This window comes from Mesorhizobium amorphae CCNWGS0123, assembly GCF_001686985.1.
Taxonomy (GTDB): domain Bacteria; phylum Pseudomonadota; class Alphaproteobacteria; order Rhizobiales; family Rhizobiaceae; genus Mesorhizobium; species Mesorhizobium amorphae.
This window is the reverse complement of sequence record NZ_CP015318.1, coordinates 3,304,956-3,322,855: the sequence shown is the minus strand read 5'-3', so window position 1 is coordinate 3,322,855 and position 17,900 is coordinate 3,304,956. Positions and strand designations below refer to the sequence as shown.

At 64.0% G+C, this 17,900-nt stretch carries 21 protein-coding genes; 4 read left to right on the top strand and 17 right to left on the bottom strand.

Features of this window, described 5'->3' with window-relative positions; all coding sequences use genetic code 11:
* Positions 1–126: 126 nt before the first annotated feature.
* From A6B35_RS15575 to A6B35_RS15520, 12 genes are all read right to left on the bottom strand, one after another.
* Positions 127–744, bottom strand: coding sequence for a T6SS immunity protein Tdi1 domain-containing protein (locus tag A6B35_RS15575; RefSeq protein WP_006200530.1), 618 nt, complete (start codon positions 742–744; stop codon positions 127–129).
* On the bottom strand, positions 744–2,117 hold the full coding sequence (locus tag A6B35_RS15570; protein WP_006200531.1) for a hypothetical protein: 1,374 nt from the start codon (positions 2,115–2,117) through the stop codon (positions 744–746). Before A6B35_RS15570 ends, A6B35_RS15575 begins: the two co-directional genes overlap by 1 nt.
* Positions 2,118–2,214: 97 nt before the next feature.
* On the bottom strand, positions 2,215–2,520 hold the full coding sequence (locus tag A6B35_RS15565) for a hypothetical protein (protein ID WP_156788622.1): 306 nt from the start codon (positions 2,518–2,520) through the stop codon (positions 2,215–2,217).
* A gap of 67 nt (positions 2,521–2,587) precedes the next feature.
* Positions 2,588–3,391, bottom strand: coding sequence for a hypothetical protein (locus tag A6B35_RS15560; protein WP_006200533.1), 804 nt, complete (start codon positions 3,389–3,391; stop codon positions 2,588–2,590).
* Positions 3,391–3,885 carry a hypothetical protein gene (locus A6B35_RS15555; protein WP_006200534.1) on the bottom strand — a complete coding sequence of 165 codons (495 nt, stop codon included), beginning with the start codon at positions 3,883–3,885 and terminating at the stop codon, positions 3,391–3,393. The genes A6B35_RS15560 and A6B35_RS15555 overlap by 1 nt, the downstream gene beginning before the upstream one ends.
* A 3-nt stretch (positions 3,886–3,888) precedes the next feature.
* On the bottom strand, positions 3,889–4,548 hold the full coding sequence (locus A6B35_RS15550) for a hypothetical protein (RefSeq protein WP_006200535.1): 660 nt from the start codon (positions 4,546–4,548) through the stop codon (positions 3,889–3,891).
* 53 nt (positions 4,549–4,601) lie between these two features.
* On the bottom strand, positions 4,602–5,864 hold the full coding sequence (locus A6B35_RS36610; RefSeq protein WP_006200536.1) for a phage tail protein: 1,263 nt from the start codon (positions 5,862–5,864) through the stop codon (positions 4,602–4,604).
* Positions 5,842–7,053, bottom strand: a complete 1,212-nt coding sequence (locus A6B35_RS36605; protein WP_006200537.1) for a phage tail protein — start codon at positions 7,051–7,053, stop codon at positions 5,842–5,844. The genes A6B35_RS36610 and A6B35_RS36605 overlap by 23 nt, the downstream gene beginning before the upstream one ends.
* On the bottom strand, positions 7,053–7,652 hold the full coding sequence (locus tag A6B35_RS15540) for a phage connector family protein (RefSeq protein WP_006200538.1): 600 nt from the start codon (positions 7,650–7,652) through the stop codon (positions 7,053–7,055). The genes A6B35_RS36605 and A6B35_RS15540 overlap by 1 nt, the downstream gene beginning before the upstream one ends.
* A gap of 941 nt (positions 7,653–8,593) precedes the next feature.
* Positions 8,594–9,583: a Coat protein gene (locus A6B35_RS15530; protein WP_065518212.1), complete on the bottom strand. Its 990-nt coding sequence runs from the start codon at positions 9,581–9,583 to the stop codon at positions 8,594–8,596.
* A gap of 184 nt (positions 9,584–9,767) precedes the next feature.
* Positions 9,768–10,613, bottom strand: a complete 846-nt coding sequence (locus A6B35_RS15525) for a hypothetical protein (protein ID WP_006200542.1) — start codon at positions 10,611–10,613, stop codon at positions 9,768–9,770.
* 203 nt (positions 10,614–10,816) lie between these two features.
* Positions 10,817–11,386, bottom strand: coding sequence for a hypothetical protein (locus tag A6B35_RS15520; RefSeq protein WP_006200560.1), 570 nt, complete (start codon positions 11,384–11,386; stop codon positions 10,817–10,819).
* 108 nt (positions 11,387–11,494) lie between these two features.
* Between A6B35_RS15520 and A6B35_RS15515 the strand changes: the two genes are divergently transcribed.
* The 3 genes from A6B35_RS15515 to A6B35_RS15505 all read left to right on the top strand — a co-directional run bounded on the left by A6B35_RS15515 (position 11,495) and on the right by A6B35_RS15505 (position 12,609).
* On the top strand, positions 11,495–11,683 hold the full coding sequence (locus tag A6B35_RS15515; RefSeq protein WP_006200559.1) for a type II toxin-antitoxin system HicA family toxin: 189 nt from the start codon (positions 11,495–11,497) through the stop codon (positions 11,681–11,683).
* Between the two features lie 4 nt (positions 11,684–11,687).
* The gene (locus A6B35_RS15510; protein ID WP_006200558.1) at positions 11,688–12,089 is read left to right on the top strand and encodes a type II toxin-antitoxin system HicB family antitoxin; all 402 of its coding nucleotides are present in this window, start codon (positions 11,688–11,690) and stop codon (positions 12,087–12,089) included.
* 202 nt (positions 12,090–12,291) lie between these two features.
* Positions 12,292–12,609 (top strand): YMGG-like glycine zipper-containing protein, encoded by a 318-nt coding sequence (locus A6B35_RS15505; RefSeq protein ID WP_006200557.1) that lies wholly within the window; start codon positions 12,292–12,294, stop codon positions 12,607–12,609.
* Positions 12,610–12,952: 343 nt separating this feature from the next.
* Here the strand turns inward: A6B35_RS15505 and A6B35_RS15500 are convergent, their stop codons facing one another.
* The 3 genes from A6B35_RS15500 to A6B35_RS15490 form a co-directional block, all read right to left on the bottom strand.
* The gene (locus A6B35_RS15500; protein ID WP_244425878.1) at positions 12,953–13,384 is read right to left on the bottom strand and encodes a hypothetical protein; all 432 of its coding nucleotides are present in this window, start codon (positions 13,382–13,384) and stop codon (positions 12,953–12,955) included.
* A gap of 454 nt (positions 13,385–13,838) precedes the next feature.
* Positions 13,839–14,162, bottom strand: coding sequence for a Bbp19 family protein (locus tag A6B35_RS15495; protein ID WP_006200553.1), 324 nt, complete (start codon positions 14,160–14,162; stop codon positions 13,839–13,841).
* A complete protein-coding gene (locus A6B35_RS15490; RefSeq protein ID WP_006200552.1) occupies positions 14,159–15,958 on the bottom strand; it encodes a portal protein in 1,800 nt (599 codons plus the stop codon). The genes A6B35_RS15495 and A6B35_RS15490 overlap by 4 nt, the downstream gene beginning before the upstream one ends.
* Before the next feature lie 107 nt (positions 15,959–16,065).
* On the opposite strand from A6B35_RS15490, the gene A6B35_RS15485 reads away from it, so the two are divergent.
* Positions 16,066–16,683 carry a methyltransferase domain-containing protein gene (locus A6B35_RS15485; RefSeq protein ID WP_006200551.1) on the top strand — a complete coding sequence of 206 codons (618 nt, stop codon included), beginning with the start codon at positions 16,066–16,068 and terminating at the stop codon, positions 16,681–16,683.
* A gap of 531 nt (positions 16,684–17,214) precedes the next feature.
* Here the strand turns inward: A6B35_RS15485 and A6B35_RS37175 are convergent.
* Positions 17,215–17,340 (bottom strand): hypothetical protein, encoded by a 126-nt coding sequence (locus A6B35_RS37175; protein ID WP_280110129.1) that lies wholly within the window; start codon positions 17,338–17,340, stop codon positions 17,215–17,217.
* Positions 17,309–17,887: a GNAT family N-acetyltransferase gene (locus A6B35_RS15480; RefSeq protein ID WP_006200548.1), complete on the bottom strand. Its 579-nt coding sequence runs from the start codon at positions 17,885–17,887 to the stop codon at positions 17,309–17,311. Before A6B35_RS15480 ends, A6B35_RS37175 begins: the two co-directional genes overlap by 32 nt.
* Positions 17,888–17,900 lie beyond the last annotated feature (13 nt).

Sequence of the window (17,900 nt, the reverse complement as noted above, 5' to 3'; positions counted from 1 at the left end):
TGTGCCGGCGTCCGCTCAGTCGATTTGTCGGTCGGCCCTGCAGGCGGGTGTCCAGCCGGGTCCACCTGATCGCGGCAATCCAACGCCTCAGCACCACGATCCCCCACCCGTCCAAAGGAAGCTCTCTCAGCTACCTTTGAGGTCTACCGGAGTCCCCGGCGGCAGGCCTTTTACCTTGGCCATGACCTGCCCCATGATGTGCCAATAGACTTCCAGGTCGGTCAATTCCTGGTTTGAAATGTCATCTTCTCCCCCAAGAAACAGCGGTTTCTTGTAGCCGATGCACTGATCGTAGGCAGGTTGTGCCCCGCCGGACGCAAGCCAGTCCTCGACGTATATGTTGGCTGTCAGCGCAGCATCAGGATTTTCTATGACCAGCGCATCGTGGAAGGTTTCGATATTCGCCGGTATCTCAAGAATCTCGCCTGTGCCGGGCTCAAACATGAGAACACCGGGCTGCCCTTCCTCCAATCTCTCAGAGTCGACTGCAAACGCGGTGCCCTGCCAGTCATAACCAAAGCACGTGATCCGCCCGGCGGCCTCGGGAAAGCCGAGGTTGACCCTCGCGTTCCATGCCGCGAGATCCTGCGCTCTGATGATCCGATACAGGCCTTGCTTGAATGAGGCGCCGCCGAAGCTGTCGAGCAACTCATTCAGCCCCGGAATGCGTGTGTTCAGGAGAGGATTTCCGTCCGTCGGCGCCCTGCTTTCGATGGGAAAATTCTGTCGGAATGTCTCGAACACTATCGCTCTCCAATCGTGACCTTATTTATGACAGTTCCAATGGGTAGATTTTTGATTAGATCATAAATTTGCTTACCCGCACTTCGATTAACACTAGAATCCAGTATGGCAAAGTTCGACAACTGGTGAAGCCCTCCCAATTGCAGGTCTATTACGTGATCAATATCGTGACCGAATGGAATTAGAAATCCGGCGGCTTTAAAAATTTTCCTCGCGGATGTCCCTTTGCGCACAGCCTGGCTAACCACAGTGACGGCTTCCGTCAGCATCTTCACCTTGAGGTCCGCGGCCGCCCGCTGTGCGGCATTCCAATGAGGCATGTAAGTTATGTGCAAATCATGGCCGGCGGAGGCCGGGCTGGTTGGGACTGCGCCTTGTGCAGGCAGAGTTGGGGTGGCTTCCGCGATCGCTGGATCTGAAGTAGCTTCTGCCCCCGCAGGCTCGACAATTTCTTCGGAAGAGGACGCACGCCGCTTCAACCATTGCGTCGCCTTGCGCGAGACGACGCCAAGGCCTTCGGCAACCACATTGCTTCCAGCCCCGCCAAAGAAGCCTGAAGCCGCTCCGCCGCCAATGGGCTGGTCGCGACCGGTGGCCTCCGCTATGCCGTACCCGGCACCCTCAACGCCCATAAGGCCGGCGCGAGCGAGAAGGCCGGACAAGCCCTCCATCGTGGCTGTGCCAAACCGCCCAGCGAGTGTAATGCCCGCTTTTCCAAGGCCACTGCCATTCAGATACGCGCCAAGCATCTCCGACGCGGTACCGGCGAACCCGGCCCGGTCTCGAGCATCCTGTGTCCCGGCTCGTGCAGCGGCGAGTTCTTCCTCGTAGCTGCTGCCCGAGATCAGCGAATTCATGGTGGCGGCGAATTTGTCCGCGTATCCGAATGTCGCGCCGTCCGCCATCAGACGGACGGTGTCATTGAGCGCTACGAGCGGCTTCAGGGGCAGCGGCAGGGCGTCGAAGGCCGCCAGATTTCGACTGACACGTTCCTCCGCGGGTATTGGAACTGCGTTGTTCGCAATGCTTCGCGCGATCCGAGACTGGTTCTCGTCGCTCAGTTGCAGCGCCATGGCTGCCAGAACTCCCGGATCAGACGTGCTCGCGAACAGGTCCCGCAGCACTTCATCCCGCTCGCGTTGCGGGACTCTCTCTTCGTTCAAGGTATCGACTAGGTTCTTGACGACAGACGGCGGCAGCGGCTGAACTTGGTTGATTCCAAGCTGCAGCTGCCCGGCGACAGAGCGGGCGATCGCCTTCTGGTAGGCAGCAGGATCGTAGCTGTCCTCGCTCGATACCGCGTTCCAGTATGCGTCCGCCGTCGGGTCGATTTTGCGAACAAAATCGGCGGGACCGACGGCACGCGCCTGCAAAACTTGCCTGGCGGCGGCCGCCGTTATGTCAAATTGTGCTTGGTCCTGCTCCGGGGTCGCACTGCCCGGCTTGGGCTTGGCTGCAAGCAGCTTCGCCTCAATGGCGTCTTTCCGGCATCCTGACCATGGCGAATGCCTGGTGACCGACCTTGAACGTCCGTTCGAGGTCCAGGGACTGTTTGCCGCCCTCCTCGACGCCATAGACCGCGGCGAAATCCCCATCTTCCGGTTTCTTTCCGGAATAGTTGCCGGCGTACATGAGGTCGTCCGGCGCATTCTGGTGAGCGAGTTGGATATTGGTGCGCGCGTCGAAGAGTTGCGCCGTCATTGCGACCTGGGCCTTTTGGCCAAGATCCTGCAGATCATTCGGCGGCAGATCGGCAATCCATGGAGCCGCCGCCACGACAGCTGTTCTGTCGACCGCGGCGGCCGGCGCTCTGGAGCCGGCATTCAAAGGAGCCGTCGCCGTGCTACTCACAGCACTGGCTGCCTCGTTCCCGCGACTCCGCACCGGTTTTTTGCCGGCCGCCAACAGCCTCGGCAGTGTTGCCCTTTGTCGGGCTTCCAGCCTGGGCCAAACCGAACATTGCGAGTGCTTGCCTCGGATCCTTGGCAATCAACCCCTCGAACCGCGCCTTGGCAGCGGTGCCGAACCAGTCCTTCACCTTCTGCAGCCTGATCCCCGGGTCGAGCCCCATCTTGTCGATCAGATCGAGCCCTTCCTGGCGGGCTGCTTCGAACGTGACAGGATCGTCGGGGTTGGCGTTGCCGATGGCGATGGCGCTGGTCTTAAGCGCCGCGTCGACCTGCGCCTCCTCGTAGTCCTTGCGGCGCTGGAGTTGCCGCTGCGCCATGCGCCGCGCACCAACCTCGCGCAACATTTCCTTCTGCCTGGCGAAAGCGGCGCGCTGGCTTTCGGGCATGTTCGGCAAGGCATCGTCGAACAGCGTATCGAACAGGCCGGGCTTGACCACCCGGCCGTTGCGCGGATCGACCCGGCCATACATGGTGTCGTGAAGGCCGGCACCGTCGGCCGGCGCATTTGCTGCCACCTCGTCTTCCGCCTGCGCGATCCGGCCGTTGAACCGGCGGCGCGCCAGCTCGGCGTCGAACGCCTCCTGCCGCTCCTTCATCTGCCGGTAGTGCTCGGCGACAGCGGAAAGCTCGTCGCCAAAGCCCTGCATCGCAGCGCCGACCGGCGACCCGTCGGGATAGGAGACGACATTGCCGGTATCGAGCCGGCGCCGGGCCACATGGAGAGGAATGGTCGCCATCAGTAGAGGCCTCCGGTGGAAAAGCCGCGCGGTGCCGGCGGGAAGGCGCCTTTGCCGAAGGTCACGGCCTTGGCCGGGTCGTAGAGAGCCGACACGAGATTGCCGCCGACCTTGAAGATCGACGCGGTCGCCGCCTGCCTGCCGGAAAAGCGCGAGATGGCGGCCTGCGTGGTCAGATTGTTCTGGCGCAGCTGCGAGCCGTACTGGAGCGCCTTGAGGTCGAGCTGGCCCTGCCTGGCATTGGCGGCCAGCACCTCGGCCGGCGAGCCGGCGATGCCGACGCCCGAGGCGCCGGCCTGGGCGCGCGCCTGCGCCTGCAGGAGATCCTGCCTGTGGCGTTCCTGGCTTTGTTCGAAGGCGGCACTTTGCGCGTCGGCCAGCGCCTGCTGCTCATAGGCTTTGGCCTGATAGTCGGCCATCTGCTTCTGCTGCTGGCCCTCGGCCAGCGCGCCGCCGACGGAAAGAACGGTGCCGAGAAGAGCAAGTGTGCACATTGGTCAGCCTCGCGCGCCGGCAATGGGGATGAACTTGCTTCTGACGCCATCGACCGGCGCGCCAAGCGCCGGGCGCGGGTCGAGCGCGCCGCCGGGGCGGAGGAAGGACAGAAGCATCCTGTCGGCCTGGATCGCCGGGCGGCTGAGGCGGGCGGGTGCGGCGGCGCGCGCGCCGGCCATGGCGGCGCGGCGGGTTGTCGTCAGGTTGACCTTCAGGTCGGGCACGCCGGCGGCGTCGAACAGGCCGTTGGCGGTGGCAATGGCGCGGGCGAGCGCATCGGCCTCGAACAGCTCCTGGCGCAGCAGTTCGACCAGGCGGGCAACATTGCGCCAGCGCGCGGCGAGCGCCTCGGCCCTGGCGCCGATCTCCTCGCCGAGCGCCGCGATGTCGGCGCGGGCCTCGCTTTCGGCGGCGGCGGCGCGGCGCCTGGCGGCCGCCTCGACGGTCTTTTCGATGAGCGCGATTGTCGCGTTGCAGGCGTCGAGCGCGGCGCGCGCCTCGCTAAGGACGCCATCGCCGAAGATGGCGCGATCCTCGGCCTGCTGCAGGTCGCGCCTGCGGGCGAGCGCGCCGTTGAGGTCGGTGTCGAGCAAGGCGATGACGGAAGCGAAATCGGCAGCCGTCCGCGCCTTGCCGAGGGCATCGGCATGGGGGGATGTCATGGGAGTGTCCTTCTTTCGGAGAACGAGAATGATTTGCGCAGAGGAGCGCGGCGCTACGGCTCCGCGTCGAACACCGGCGTGAATGCCCTGATCGTGCAGGGCGTCGGGTTGACGTGGCGGATCCTGACCCTGCCCTGCCCTTCCCAGCTGTCGTCGATCGGCACCTCGACATTGCCGGTGTAGAGCCTGGCCTTGCCGTCCGGCGCGACCATCGAGGGCATCCTCACCGCCTCCCAGCGACCGCGGATCAGCGACTGCACTTCGAGCCCCGTAGTGTCGGCCTCGAGCAGCGACAGGATCACTTTCGCCACCTTCTTGCGGCGGCCGACGATCGAGCCGTCCTGGCCGCCGACGTCGAGTTCCAGCGTGTCGGCTTGCGCCTGGCAGGGAAGCCCGACCTGCCATTTCGTTGCGGTGGCGCCGCCGGGCAGCGTCACCTGGCCGGCGGCCACGGTGAGGCCACGGTAGACCTTGCCCGACGCCAGCACGTCGACCGACTGGCCGTTGAGGTGGCCAAGACCCGAGACGACATTGACGGCGGCGCCCGCATAGGTCAGCCCGCAATCGACCTGGAAGGCGTCGTCCAGCGCGCCATATTCGAAGGGCGGCGTCATGATTTCGATATAGCGTTTGGTGACACCCGCAATGGTGCGCTTGACGATCAGCCAGATGTCGTCGACGCCATTCTGGCCGGGCGTCGCCACGGCGCTTTCGACCACCGCCCAGGTGGCGCCGGCGAAGGCACCGCCGAAGCGATGGCGGTGCATGCCGCGCACCTCCTGGCTTGGCTGGTGCGTGTAGCCGCCAAGCTCGCCATTCTCGAGCGGAAACCACAGCATCGGGTCGGGATCGGTCTGGAAGGCGAGTTCGACCACGCCCTGCTTGGCGATATGCTCGGATATCTGGCCGATGTCTTCGGACGAGAACCTGCCGGCCGAGGTCTGCGTCAGCTCGGCGATCGAGCGGCGCGAGCGCGTGACATAGAGGAAGGACTGGCCGGCATCGACCGGGCGGATGCGGGCGCAGCCGAAGGTGCGCGAGCGCCGGTTCTTGAACGAGGACGGCGTCAGCGCCTCGTCGATGCCGGAGCCGGAAAGAGCACGCACCCCGCCGAGCGTCCCGATCAGCAGCGCACCATCGGACTCCGCGATCCAGACGATGTCGTTGGCCTGGCCGCCGCCGGCCTGGATGAATTCGAGCGCGTCGTCGTCTTCCTCGCCAAGCGCGAAGTTGTCGAAATCGCCGGTGGCCGAGGCATAGACCGAGAATTTGCGGCTGAAAGCCAGGCGCTCCTCATAGCGAGCCGCTCTCGACATATCTGCCCGGCACGAAGGTGCCGAGGCGCCAGCGGGTGATCGGACTGAGATCGGGCAAAGCGAAGCCATACAGCTGGATCGTGACAACAGTCGTGCTGGTGCGCGCCATGATCTTGGCCCAGCGCCAGCGGCCATCAGAGCCGAGCAAGCGAATGGCGCGACCGACATCGGAGGTCTGAAACCCGGTGTTGTTGTTGATGCCGGTTGTCGAAGATGCGGTCAGATTGAATGGCGCCTGGCTGGCGGCAGCCTTGTTCATGGTCAATTCGGCAAAGGAACTGTCGACCGCGCCATTGACGCCTGTCCAGCTGAGCCGGTGATATTCGAACGGCGATTTGTTGAAGAACTCGTAGTAGCGGGTTTCGCCGGCAGTCCACCCGCCTTGCCCCGTCTGGCTGTCCAGGGTTGTCCATGACGAGCCGTTGTTTGATCCCTCGAGCTTCCAGGAGACTGGTATCTTGTCGAGACCGCCTGCGGTGATTGCCGTAAGATAGTAGTTCTCGACAATGGCCTGCGCGCCGCCAGGCAGCCGGTACTGGACCGATCCTGTTGTCCCGCCGCTCCCCACGCCGGTGCCGACGTCTTTATCAAAGACCTGCCAGGCGCTGCCGCTGCCGCCGAAACCTGACACCGTGCCCGATGGCGCCGTGTTCGAAGTCATCTGTGGCGTAAGCGAGCCATGATCCGCGGGCGTCAGCGTCGTGCTGGTGTCGTTGATATCGTCGTAAGGGCCATCCTCGAAAGGATAATCCTCCAGCGTCCAGGTCGTGTGCGCGGTGCGGGTGAGAACCTTGAGCGGATAATCCTTGTGGCTGATCCACATCTGGTCGGCCGACTGCACATAGGCGAGGTCGAACAGGTCGGCCTCGAGATAGGGCGAGGCCACTTCCACCGTACCGACGCGGGCGCCGTAGGCATAGACGCGGATATAGAGATTGCCGAACTCCAGGCAGTAGGCCTGGTCGGCGCTGAAGATGAAGGGGACGGCACGCGTCCTCACGGCCGAATTCTTCACCTCGCCGACGAAATAGCTGCCGCCGCGCTTGCGGATGCCGCCATGCGGCAGCGTGACGAAGTTTTCGCACTTCGACAGGGCTGCCCGGTAGAGATCGAGCGAGCCGCGCGCGTGCAGGCGCGGCGAGATCTCGCCGCGGGTGAAGACGTCCTGGACCGGATAGAGCGTCGCCATCAGCGTGCGTACCTGTTGTCGCCGCGCCGGATCGCCCAGGACGCGGTGTAGGCGCGGCCGCCGCGCTGGATGGCGTTGGCCGAAAAGGCTGCGTCGAGCGCGCGGTCATAGGCCGAGCGGGCGATGTCGATCATGCCGGCCTTGTGGGTCAGCGGATGCGCGATCTTGACGGCAAGGGCCGCCACCAGCACTTCGGTGAACAGCGCGTCCCAATCGTTCGGGTCGGTGAGGTTGGCGATGTAGCGGATGGCGAGCGGGCCGGGCCGGTCGGAATAGATGATCCCGGCCTCCTGGCGCCAGGAAACCGGCACGCCGTCCGGTTCGCCATTGTGGGTCGGCGGCAGCGGGCGCAAGCAATCGGCCGGCAGTTCATAGGCGACATTCAAGGTGCAGCCGCCGCTGCCGGTGTCAGACCCGGGAACGCTTGCCGACAGGATGGCGAACACCCAGGCGTGTCTGGTCAGTTCGGCTTCGCGAGTCAGGTCGAAATGCAGGTTGAGCAGGCGCGCCGCCTTGACGTCCTGGTCGAGTGAATCGAGCGGCGCCTCGTCGAGCACGGCGAGCGCCATGTTGGCGATGTCGAGCGGGGTGATGGCCATGGGTCAGCGCCCCCTCAGGGGGATGGGTCGAGCAAGGGTCATGGTGTCTCCGGGCATGAAAAAAGCCGCTGCGAAGCGGCTGGGAATTTTTGCGGCGCGTGCGGGCAAGCCGAGCCGGCGGCAAGCTGCCGGCAGGCCAAGGGGGCGCGAAGACGTGCCCGAGAGGATTACGCCAAGGATGGCGATGGATTCCTAGGTCGGAATCGGTAGTGCCCTATCGACCTATCGGATCAGCACAGCTCGACTCACGAACGTCGCGGCCTCGCCATCCTCAATCCCCTGTCCAGGGCTTCCTCCAAGCTTGTCGTGTAGTGCGCGGTGTCTTCCAGCCCACCAAAGAAGTTTATGCGGTGGACTTCACCTTTCTTGCTCATGACAATTCCTGCTTCTCTGAGCAGTTCCTGAACTGATTTGTAAGTCATCTCCACGATTACCTCTGCCACCACAGGTATATGCTCGCTCCTTTGTGTAACCGATTGGTGCCGTTGACTGTGAAGCCCGCAACATAGGCCGCTACATCACCCTAGGCCTATCGAGCTAAGGCCTATCGGACTAATTGTGCGGAACGCGAAACGCGCTCACACTCCATTTTCCGAAGCCCAGTAAGCCTCCAACGCGTGCTGATCCAGCTATCGGAATGTTTGCCGGCACCCAACTTCCCCCCGAAGCCCGTCGGCAAGCAAAAGGCGGACCCACTGTCCCCCGGGTCCGCCTTTTTCTTGTGGGGCGGGAGCTTGTCGCTGCTTGCTGCTGGCGGACGAGAGCAAAGCTCTCGCTCGGCAGACGGGAGCTTCGCTCCCGCTGCTGGGTTTATCGCTGGCGGACGGAAGCTTGCGCTTCCGCTGCTGGCGGACGAGAGCAAGCTCTCGCCGCTGGGTTCGTCGCTGGCGGACGGGAGCTGCGCTCCCGCCGCTGGCAGACGGGAGCTTCGCTTCCGCTGCTTAAGCTTCCGTCGTCTTCAGCGCGATGAAGGTCATGTTCTTGACGCTCGAGGCGGTGCGGTCCCAGTTCGCCGCCAGCGCCAGTTCGGCATCGGTGGCGAACTCGCCGGCCGAGGAGGCGTCGAGGAAGCGAGTGCCCGGCACGTGCGGCACGAAGTGCCGGCGGCCGACCATTTCGGTGACGCCGCCGCCATGGCCCTGGCGCGGCTTGCGGTCGAACTCCAGCGGTCCGCCCTCGGTGTTGACCGGAAGCTCGTTCCACAGGATCGCCTTGTCCTTGAACATGAAGGCGGTGTAGACGCCGGCCGCGACCGGGATGTCGTCGTCGACCACGCAGCGCAGCCCCATATAGTAGGGGATGAGCGGCCCGCCCTGTTCGGACGACGGCACATAGTCGATGAGGTCGGCGAGCTTCAGCGCCTTCATCTGCTTGGAATGCATCCAGATCGTCTTGAACTTGTCGGCACGGTCGCCCATCAGATAGGCGGCCTCGATGATGTCGGTATCGACGATGGAAGCGCCCGTGACGCGCACCAGGTCGCCGGCGTCGTTGGCGATGTTGTCGGCGACGACGCCCTTCAGGATGCCGAGCAAGGTCAGCTTGTTGGCGCGCTGCCAGTATTCGGTCTGGCGCTTGACGATCAGCTTCTGCGGATCGTCGCCGGCCAGGATCGAGGTCAGGTCCGGAACGCCCCACGCCTGGGCGCGGACATTGCGGGCGGCGACCTCGCGGCGCGAGCCGATCTTCTTCATCTCGATGGAATCGGCCGGATCGTCATTGACCGGTTCGGACGGATCGTTGCCGAGGTCCTTCCAGCCGGGCATGTCGACGGAACGGCCGCCCATCGACAGTTTCGAGGCGATCGACGGGTCGGAAAACAGGATCCCGGCCTGGTAGATCTCGAGCGACTGGACGTGCTCCTCGAACGAGTATTGCGCATAGACGGACGGAACGATCGCGTCGGCGATACGGGTATAGGCGTCTGCCATTTTTTCTCTTCCTTCAGGGTTGGTTGATTGGCGGCTGATCTTCAAAGGCCGCTTCGAAACTCGCTCCGACGAGCCAGGTGGTGGTGGTTTCGAGAACCGGAGCGCAGCGGACTTTGAGGTCCGTGAGCACCGGAAGCGCAGAAAACGCCGCCAGATGGCCGCCGGAGTAGAGTTTCCAAGCGGACTAGAGAGGGTTGTTCGGCATCCACAGGTCCGGGTTCTCGCCGGCCTCGCGTGCCAGCCGCCGGGCGCGGACTGGGTCGCTTTTGACGAGGGCTGAAATCGCCGAAACGTTGCGGTCGCCGACGGCGTTGCGCCTGAAGGGATTGCCTCCCCGCAAGGCCGCGCCGCCGTCGATCGTGTCTTCGGTAAACATCGCTTCGCCGATGGCCTGGAAGGCCCTGGCGATCTGCGGATCGGTCAACGCCCCGTCTGGCAGAAGGATGCCCTTCGCCTTGTAGGCGTCGACCAGGCCGAGCTTCTTCATCGCCCGGTTGGCGACCTCGAGTTTCTGGCGGAAACCATCGCTGTCGGTCGGCCCCCAGTCCCTGACCAGTTCGTCATGCGTGGCCTCGACCGAGCGGGCAAGCGCGATCTCCTGGCACGCGGCCTGCTCGGCCATGTAGCCGACGAACCTGTCGTGATAGGCCTGCGCGATCTTCGGCGTGGCACCGGCTTCGACCGCCCAGGCCTTGGAGGCACTGGCGAGCTCGTCCGAATAGGCGAAGTTTTCGGGCAATCCTTCCGGGCGCCTGTATTCGACCTTCTCGGACGAGGTGAGCGGACGCATCGCTTCGGGCAGCCGGAAGTGAAATTTCTCCCAGTCTTCCCTTGGGGCGTCCGCGGCCGGAACGCGCAGGCTTTCGCCCTGCTGCCGCTCCAGCTCCGCATAGGATGTGAAAACCCGATCGAGGCTTTCAGGCTTGGTCCAGCCCTTGGTTTCAGCAAGCTTGCGGTTGCCTTCGGAAAGACCGTCAAACCAACTTTTGGCCGCAGGCGGGGCGGACCCGGCGTCTGCCAGATCTGTCATGTGATGTTTCCTTTCTTCTCCTTCTCCCCCTGTGGGAGAAGGTGGATCGGCGCGTCAGCGCCGAGACGGATGAGGGGTGTTGGACGGAGTGAGACGTCGGCGATCGTGTCGCCGATTCGGATGAGGGTTCGCCGAGCTGGAGCACCCCTCATCCGACCGCGCTTCGCGCGACCACCTTCTCCCACAGGGGGAGAAGGGGGAGCCTAAATATCCCCCCAGTTCTCCCACAGCAGCGTGATCGTGCCGCTCACCGCAAGCGTACCATCCGCGTCGATGTCGGTGCCGGTGGCGAAGGCGAGGTTGAGATAGAGGTCGACCGGCGTCGCCGTGCCGTCGAGCGTCGCTGCAGCGGCGATGTCGGCGGTCGAAGCCGTGGACAAGGCAGCACCCGCCCCGTCCAGCGTGCGGCCGGTCGAAGCCAGCACATTGACCATGGTGCCGGCCAGCGTCGCGCTCGACGCGGCCGCTGAGCCCAGCGACCAGGTCAGCGCCGCATTGTCGTTGATGGTCGACGCGCGGGCGGTCAGCACCGCGAACTGCAGCCGCGCCGTGCCGCCCTTGATGCGCACCTTGCCGTCGGAAAAGTCGAAGATCTTTTGGGCAGCATAGGCGAGCGCATCGGTGACCGGCACCTGCATGCCGGCGAAGGTGAAGACGGTGCGGTACGATCCGCCCTGCCCCGTGGTCACGGCTTTCAGGCCGAGCCTGGGCGGGGCGAGACCAGCCTCGCGGGCGGCTGCGCGGACAAGTGTGCGGGGAAGACCTCGGGTCATGGCATTTCTCCATTCTTGGGCGGAATTTCTTGGGCGGATTTTTCCGGGCAGGAAGACTGTCGGCATGTCTATGGACGCGCTCTTGAATTGTGTGTATCAATACACAACATGAAGAGCGCCGATGTCATCGACAGACTGTTGGCTGATGGCTGGTTCGAGGTGGCTCGGAAGGGCAGTCACGCTCAGTTCAAGCACGCGTCGAAACCCGGCCGGGTGACGGTTCCGCATCCCAGGCGCGACATCCCGATCGGCACGTTGAAGAGCATAGAAAAGCAATCCGGTCTGAAGCTGAGGTAGAGAAATGCGTCACTATATCGGACTGATCCACAAGGAAGCGGACAGCGACTTCGGCGTATCCTTTCCGGACTTTCCGGGCGTGGTCACGGCCGGCACCAGCCTGGACGACGCACGCGGCATGGCGGAGGAGGCACTGGCCTTCCACGTCGAGGGCCTTGTCGAGGATGGTGAAGCCATTCCCGAACCGTCTTCCCTCGAAGAGGTGATGGCCGACAAGGACAACCTGACGGGCGTCGCCATACTGGTCGCCTTGAAGACCGATGCGACGAAGGTGGTGCGCGTCAACGTCACCATTCCGGAGGACGTCCTTCACCAGATCGATCAGTACGCGGAACGCCACGGCTACAGCCGCTCCGGATTCCTGACCGCGGCCGCAAAAAAGGCGATGCGGACCGAAGCGGCGTAGTGGGTTCGCAACCTGATTCAAGCCAAGGTGCTATCGCCCTGTTCGTCCAGCTCTTTCCGGTTTGGCGACCATGATCTTCAAGAGCCGAGAAACCATGTCTCATTTCGTGAGCAACGGTGCCGCCGTTCCGCCGCAATGCGACAGCACTTGGCAAGGCATTGATCCAACACGCCAATTCCACGTCTTCAAAGGAGACCTTAAGATGATCATCAAGAAAGCCATTTTGGCCGTGCTCATGACTGCAGCACTTGCAGGCTGCGAGACGCAGACCGAGGGGCAGCAGAGAGCCACCACGGGCGCGCTGCTCGGCGGTGCCGGCGGTGCTCTCGTCGGCCAGGCCATCGGCGGCAACACCAAGAGCACGGTGATCGGCGCCGCCGGCGGCGCCCTGCTGGGTGCGGTCGTCGGCAGCGCCACCACGCCGCAGCGGCGCGGCGAACAGCTCTGCCGCTACCAGGACCGCTACGGCCGCATCTACACCGCACCCTGCGACGACCGCTATTACAACGGCGATTATTGAGGCGGCACCTCGAAGCTGCCAATCTCCCCCCTCGTGGGGAGATGTCCGGCAGGACAGAGGGGGGCGCCGTAGGGCGCTCTCCTCGACCGTCACCGAGCTTTGAGAATGCCGCACACGCCATTGCCGCCAAGACATCGCTCAAAAGCCAAGTCCATGCGCAAGGCGATGACCTTGCGGCGCAAACATCTATTTTGGTCGCTCATTTTCAGTCCGCCAACCGAGCAAATAGATCGGTGAGGTCACGCGCTATCGCGAAGCTGAAGTTCGCTTGCCGTCCCATGCTCAAATTGTGCAGGCACTGTTAAAGCGGCGCGGCTTATGCGGCTATCCTCCAATCCAATTGCTAGTCGCCGTCGTAAGGTTCGACCACCGCAAACGGAATGCCCAACGGTTCTAACAAATCGAGAATGCGTTCCGAGATGACGAGGCGGAAGGGCACTGCGATCCCGAAATCGTCGCGGCCAGCCTTTCCATTTACTTTCAACCAGACGAAAGGTGGCAGCTCCAGGCCGGGTTGATCCTCTTGACACTCTTCCGAGGTAGTCACCTCGGCATCGTCGAACGTCGCACCTGAAAAGCCCATCTTCTGCAGTGCGTGTTGGGTTTCTTCAGTGACGAGGAAACAGGGGAATGTCGCAACGATCACATCACCAAACCAGCCCTCAACCTCGTAGTGGAGCTTCGTTACGATCGGAGGATGGACGCTCCGTTCGAGAACGGTGTTTTTGCCGAGCCCCCCAGCCACGTTTGGCCGTATTTTAAAATATTCCATCATTCACCTTTTGGAGGATTGAACAGATGCCCGTATTTTTTGTCGATGTAACTCACGTAGTCCAGTACTTGCTGACGAGTTGGCTGAGGATGCGACCCGTAAAATTGATCCCATTCGAACCGGAAAATGACCTTGTGCAAAAGGTTATCTAGTCCTTTTGGTATGCCGCGAAGATTCTGAAGAGAGTGCTCGTCGTCTTCAGCAACGAAGCTTGGATATCTGGTCCATAACTGTCGCTCCGCAGCATGGTGGACAACAACCTCTCCGTGACCTTCGAGCGTTGCAGCGATTCAGAATTCTGATGCGTTGCAATCTTTGGCGACGGTCGCGGCCTTGGATCCTCGGGTCAAGCCGGTCAAGCCCGAGAAGCGCCCAGCGGATGGCGTTCCGTTGCAATTGCGGAGGGTGGACCCACGTCCTCTCCCCGTAAACTGGGCGAAGGACGCAGCTTCAGCGCCTACCTCTCCTCCATCCTCGCCGCCTTCTCCAGCGCCACGAGTTGCGCTTCGTCCAGCGTCAGGAACCTCATAATGTGCTGCACCACCTCGGCCCGCGCGTTGCTCAGCGCGCTGTGCAGCTCGAAGCCGTTTGGCGTTTTGGTCCGTGCCATCCACTCGCCGTAGGACGGGCGGCGGTAGTAGCCGGTCACTGCGGCGAGGTCGGCCAGCACCATTTCGCCGTCCTCGCCGGAGAAGACCCTGAGATAGGCCTTGGCCAGCGCGTCGCGCGCCCTGGCCGGGCCGCCGGTCTGCGTGGAATGGGCGAAGCGCTTGCGGCTCATGCGCTGCCTGCCACGTCAGGACCACCAGTGCCAGCACCAGCCGCCGCCATAACCTGACCGCCCGTTGCGTCGACCGGCGCCCCCTGCCCGCCCATCAGCATGCCTTGCAAGCTGTCGAGCAGGCCGCTGTCGCGCGCCTGCACCGCGGCAGGCACGGCGTCCTTGGCCACCTTGCCGGCGGTGGCGATCGCCGCCATGCCGGCCTGTGCCTGCTGTGCCTTGGCACGCGCATCGCGCATGCCGGCCACTTCCTGCCTGCGGCGAAAGATGCGCTGCGGGCTGCGGCCGGCGCTCTGCACGATCTTCAGCGCCTCGTCGGCGTCGATATTGTCCATGATGCCGGGATCGAACTGCGCCATCTGCATGGCCGTGGTCACCACCTGGATGGTATCGCGCGCCTCGGCCGAGCGCCTCAGCACGTCGAGCGGGCCGGTGAAGGTCGGCCGCACCGCCTTGCCGGCAAGACTTGCCGGCGGCAGGAAGCGGCTGTCCTCGTCATAGAGGCCCTTGTCCTCGAGAATGCCGAGCTCGCGGTCGAGATTGGTGGCGAAGCCGGCCTGGATGATCGAGCCGGAGGGGCCGAGCAGCGCGCCCTTTTCCTCCTGGCGGATCAGCGCTTCGGTCGCGCTCATCTGCGGGTTCTGCACCAGCGTCTGGAACAAATTGACGAACATCATGTCGCGGATTTCCTCGGCCCGGCTCGCCGCATAGTTGAAGGCATAGGTCGGGTTCTGGCCGGTCGAGATCGGCGCGATCAGCGGCCGGCCATTGTCGTCGATCAGGCCGGGATAGTTCTCGCCGGGATTGAGCACCGGCACATAGTCGAGCCGGGCTTTCGAGGCGGTCGCAGGATCGGTGACCTGCTGCAGCGCACGAAGCCCCGAGCGGCGCACGGCGTTCTCCTCGCGCACGGTGGTCAGCGCCTCGATGGCCGGCGAGATGCCGTAGGCGTCGCCCTCGTAGCGGCGCCAGTTGAACGTCGAGACCGGGAAGGTGCGAAAACCGCTCTCCCTGACGATCTCCTCCTCGTCCTCGATGACGTGCCAGGAGGCGAAGGCCTGATCGAGATACTGGTAGGCGCCGCCGCTGCGGTACATGCGGCGCTCGTCGCGCGGTTTTATGCACTGGATCAGCGAGATCTTCTCGTCGCATTTGGCGGGGTCGTCGACCAGCATCTTGATGCGCGCCGGCAGTTTCTCGTAGCCGAGCAGCTGCGCAGCCTGCCTTGCCGTGCGCTCGTAGCGGCGGTGAAACGTGTCGACCTGGCCCCAGCGGTTGCGCGCGAGATAACCCTCGACCACGGGGATGGAGGCATAGCGGATCAGCGTGCCGCCAAAGCCTTCCTCGGCATAGAGATAGGCCGGGCCGTAGCGCACGACGTTGCGCAGGCAGGCCTGCGTTGCCGGCACGAAATTCGAATTGGCGGAGTAGCGCAGCGCAAACAGGAAATCGCGCAAGGCTTCCGCCCATTCCTTTTCCTCGTCGGTCTCCTCGTCGTTCATCTCGGCGGTGGTCAGCCCGTGCCATTTCTCCGACTGCGGGATGATCAGGCTTTCGAGCCCCGCGGCCAGGCGGTTGGCGGCCGAGTTGATGGTGTTGGCGTAGACGCGGGCGCCGCGCCGCTCCTGCCGCTCGGCCTGCGAGCCTCGGCCGGACTGCCACCGGCCGCTCCAGACATCGGGCGCGTCGGGATCGCAGAATTCCGAGACGGCCTCCCAGACGGGCTCGTATTCGGCGCGTTCGCTCTCGAGTTCGGCCTGGCGCGACAGGATATCGCGGGCACGGGAATCGCTCATGGTGGCAATCTTTCTTCGCTGTCGTTCACTTGCTTGCGAGCAGTCAAATTTCTTGCGCTTTGCCATGTTAAGGAGGCAGCGCGGCGGGGCATTGGAGGAGGTCGATTGTGACGACAAGCCTTGCCGGTACCCTGACAAACCAAAGCAAACGCGCCGTGAAGCGGCTGATCGGCTATGATTCGCGCAACTGGCTGCGCATCCGCCAGATCGAGGCGTTCACCGAGTTCCTGCAGGCCGGTGGGCGCAAATCCTCCGACGTGATCGAGATTTCGCCGGGCTGGAACCGCTACTGGAAGACGATTTGCCCCAACTACACCTCGGTCGACTTCCCCGACTTCGACATCTGCAAGGACCGCACCGAAGAGCAGTATTCCATCGTCATCGCCGACCAGGTGCTGGAGCATGTGCAGCGACCGCTGGCTGCGGCCGAAAACATCCATGCCATGACCCGGCCGGGCGGCTGGGCGATGGTGGCCACACCCTTCCTGTTCCGCGTGCATGCCAGGCCGCACGACTACAACCGCTGGACGCCTGCCGGGCTGAAGCAGCTGATGGTCGAGGGCGGTTTTCCCGAAGCGAACATCAAGGTGCATGGCTGGGGCAACAAGGCCTGCGCCAGAGCCCATATCGGCGGGCCGGTGCGCGCCTACGGCCTTTGGCGCGACCTCAGCAATGACGAGGAATACCCGCTGATGGTCTGGGCCTTCGCCCGCAAACCAAGCTGATCCGGCCTCGGGCGCGGCAGGCAGCCGCGGCCGCGCAATCGACGTCGATCCTGTCCTCCTCATTGAGGCCGTGCTAATATTGCCCGGCTTGGGAGGATCGTCAGATCGACTTCATCGGAAACCTGTTCGCCGGCCTGTGGGGCGCCGGCGTGCTTGCCGCCCTCTGGTACGTCTGGAGACGGCGCACCCCGCCTGTTGCCGAAAGCGAAGAAGACAAGGCCCTGCGCGAGTGGCTGGACGGGCAGATGTAGGGTGAAGTTGCCGATCTCCCCCCTCGTGGGGGAGATGGCCGGCAGGCCAGAGGGGGCGCTGTCCCGCCGACCTGTATCCTGGTCGCGCCCACAGCGATATTCTTGACAGAAACACGCGACCGTCGGCGTTCCTTCGCGCCCCCCTCTGCCCTGCCGGGCATCTCCCCCACTTGGGGGGAGATTGGCTAATCACCGCCGCCTCAGCAACCGCGCATGCCGCCGCCAATACCACCACGCCAGCACGCGCTTCCTGAAACTGCGCTTCATCGCGGTCATCGCGTCACACTCCCAGCAGCACGCGGCGCCGGCCGGTGAGATCGCCGGGCGCGAGATCGGTTTTCACCGTGCTCGCCGTGCCCTGGCGCTGTTCGAGCTCAGCCCGCAAGGCAGCTTCGCGCGCCTGCACGTCCTTGTCCTGCGCCGTCGGTGTCGGCGGCAGCGGCTTCAGTTCCGGTGGCTTTTGAAAGAGACACATGGCTTTCCCCGGGTTGAGAGGTTCTTGTCCAGTCGTAGAGAAAAAAGTCCTCGCCGTTGCGGCCGTGGCCCGGCAGCAGGCAGCGTTGCGTGGCGCCGAGCCGGCCGAGCCAGCGCAGCGCCAATTCGTTTTCAGCCAGCGCCCTCGCCTCGACCCGCCAGGCACCGCGCGCCGCGACCTGGCGGGCGAGCACGTCGTGAAAAAACCGCGTGATGCCGGGCACACAGCGCCGCATGCGGCGCGTGCCCCAGCTCCAGGCGATCCACAGCCCGCTCCGCTGTTCGGCGGCGCCAAAGCCGGCCTCCGGATTGCCGTCGAGCTCGGCGACATAGGCAAAGCCCTGCAGCGCCGTCAGCGCCAGCAGCGCCGGCGACCAGTGGTCCAACTGGCAGTCGATCTCGGCCCGGTCCTCGGGGCGCAGATTGGCGGCGATGTAGGAGAGGTCGCGCAGCGTGGCGGGGATGATGCGGAGGGTCATGCAAGGGCCACAG

Coding starts and splice junctions, on each gene's coding strand:
- A6B35_RS36610 (WP_006200536.1), bottom strand. CDS start 5,864: ATGTCGAGAGCGGCTCGCTATGAGGAGCGCCTGGCTTTCAGCCGCAAA.
- A6B35_RS15505 (WP_006200557.1), top strand. CDS start 12,292: ATGATCATCAAGAAAGCCATTTTGGCCGTGCTCATGACTGCAGCACTT.
- A6B35_RS15550 (WP_006200535.1), bottom strand. CDS start 4,548: ATGACATCCCCCCATGCCGATGCCCTCGGCAAGGCGCGGACGGCTGCC.
- A6B35_RS15520 (WP_006200560.1), bottom strand. CDS start 11,386: ATGACCCGAGGTCTTCCCCGCACACTTGTCCGCGCAGCCGCCCGCGAG.
- A6B35_RS36605 (WP_006200537.1), bottom strand. CDS start 7,053: ATGGCGACGCTCTATCCGGTCCAGGACGTCTTCACCCGCGGCGAGATC.
- A6B35_RS15555 (WP_006200534.1), bottom strand. CDS start 3,885: ATGTGCACACTTGCTCTTCTCGGCACCGTTCTTTCCGTCGGCGGCGCG.
- A6B35_RS15500 (WP_244425878.1), bottom strand. CDS start 13,384: ATGATGGAATATTTTAAAATACGGCCAAACGTGGCTGGGGGGCTCGGC.
- A6B35_RS15530 (WP_065518212.1), bottom strand. CDS start 9,583: ATGGCAGACGCCTATACCCGTATCGCCGACGCGATCGTTCCGTCCGTC.
- A6B35_RS15510 (WP_006200558.1), top strand. CDS start 11,688: ATGCGTCACTATATCGGACTGATCCACAAGGAAGCGGACAGCGACTTC.
- A6B35_RS15525 (WP_006200542.1), bottom strand. CDS start 10,613: ATGACAGATCTGGCAGACGCCGGGTCCGCCCCGCCTGCGGCCAAAAGT.
- A6B35_RS15540 (WP_006200538.1), bottom strand. CDS start 7,652: ATGGCCATCACCCCGCTCGACATCGCCAACATGGCGCTCGCCGTGCTC.
- A6B35_RS15515 (WP_006200559.1), top strand. CDS start 11,495: ATGAAGAGCGCCGATGTCATCGACAGACTGTTGGCTGATGGCTGGTTC.
- A6B35_RS15480 (WP_006200548.1), bottom strand. CDS start 17,887: ATGACCCTCCGCATCATCCCCGCCACGCTGCGCGACCTCTCCTACATC.
- A6B35_RS15560 (WP_006200533.1), bottom strand. CDS start 3,391: ATGGCGACCATTCCTCTCCATGTGGCCCGGCGCCGGCTCGATACCGGC.
- A6B35_RS15495 (WP_006200553.1), bottom strand. CDS start 14,162: ATGAGCCGCAAGCGCTTCGCCCATTCCACGCAGACCGGCGGCCCGGCC.
- A6B35_RS15490 (WP_006200552.1), bottom strand. CDS start 15,958: ATGAGCGATTCCCGTGCCCGCGATATCCTGTCGCGCCAGGCCGAACTC.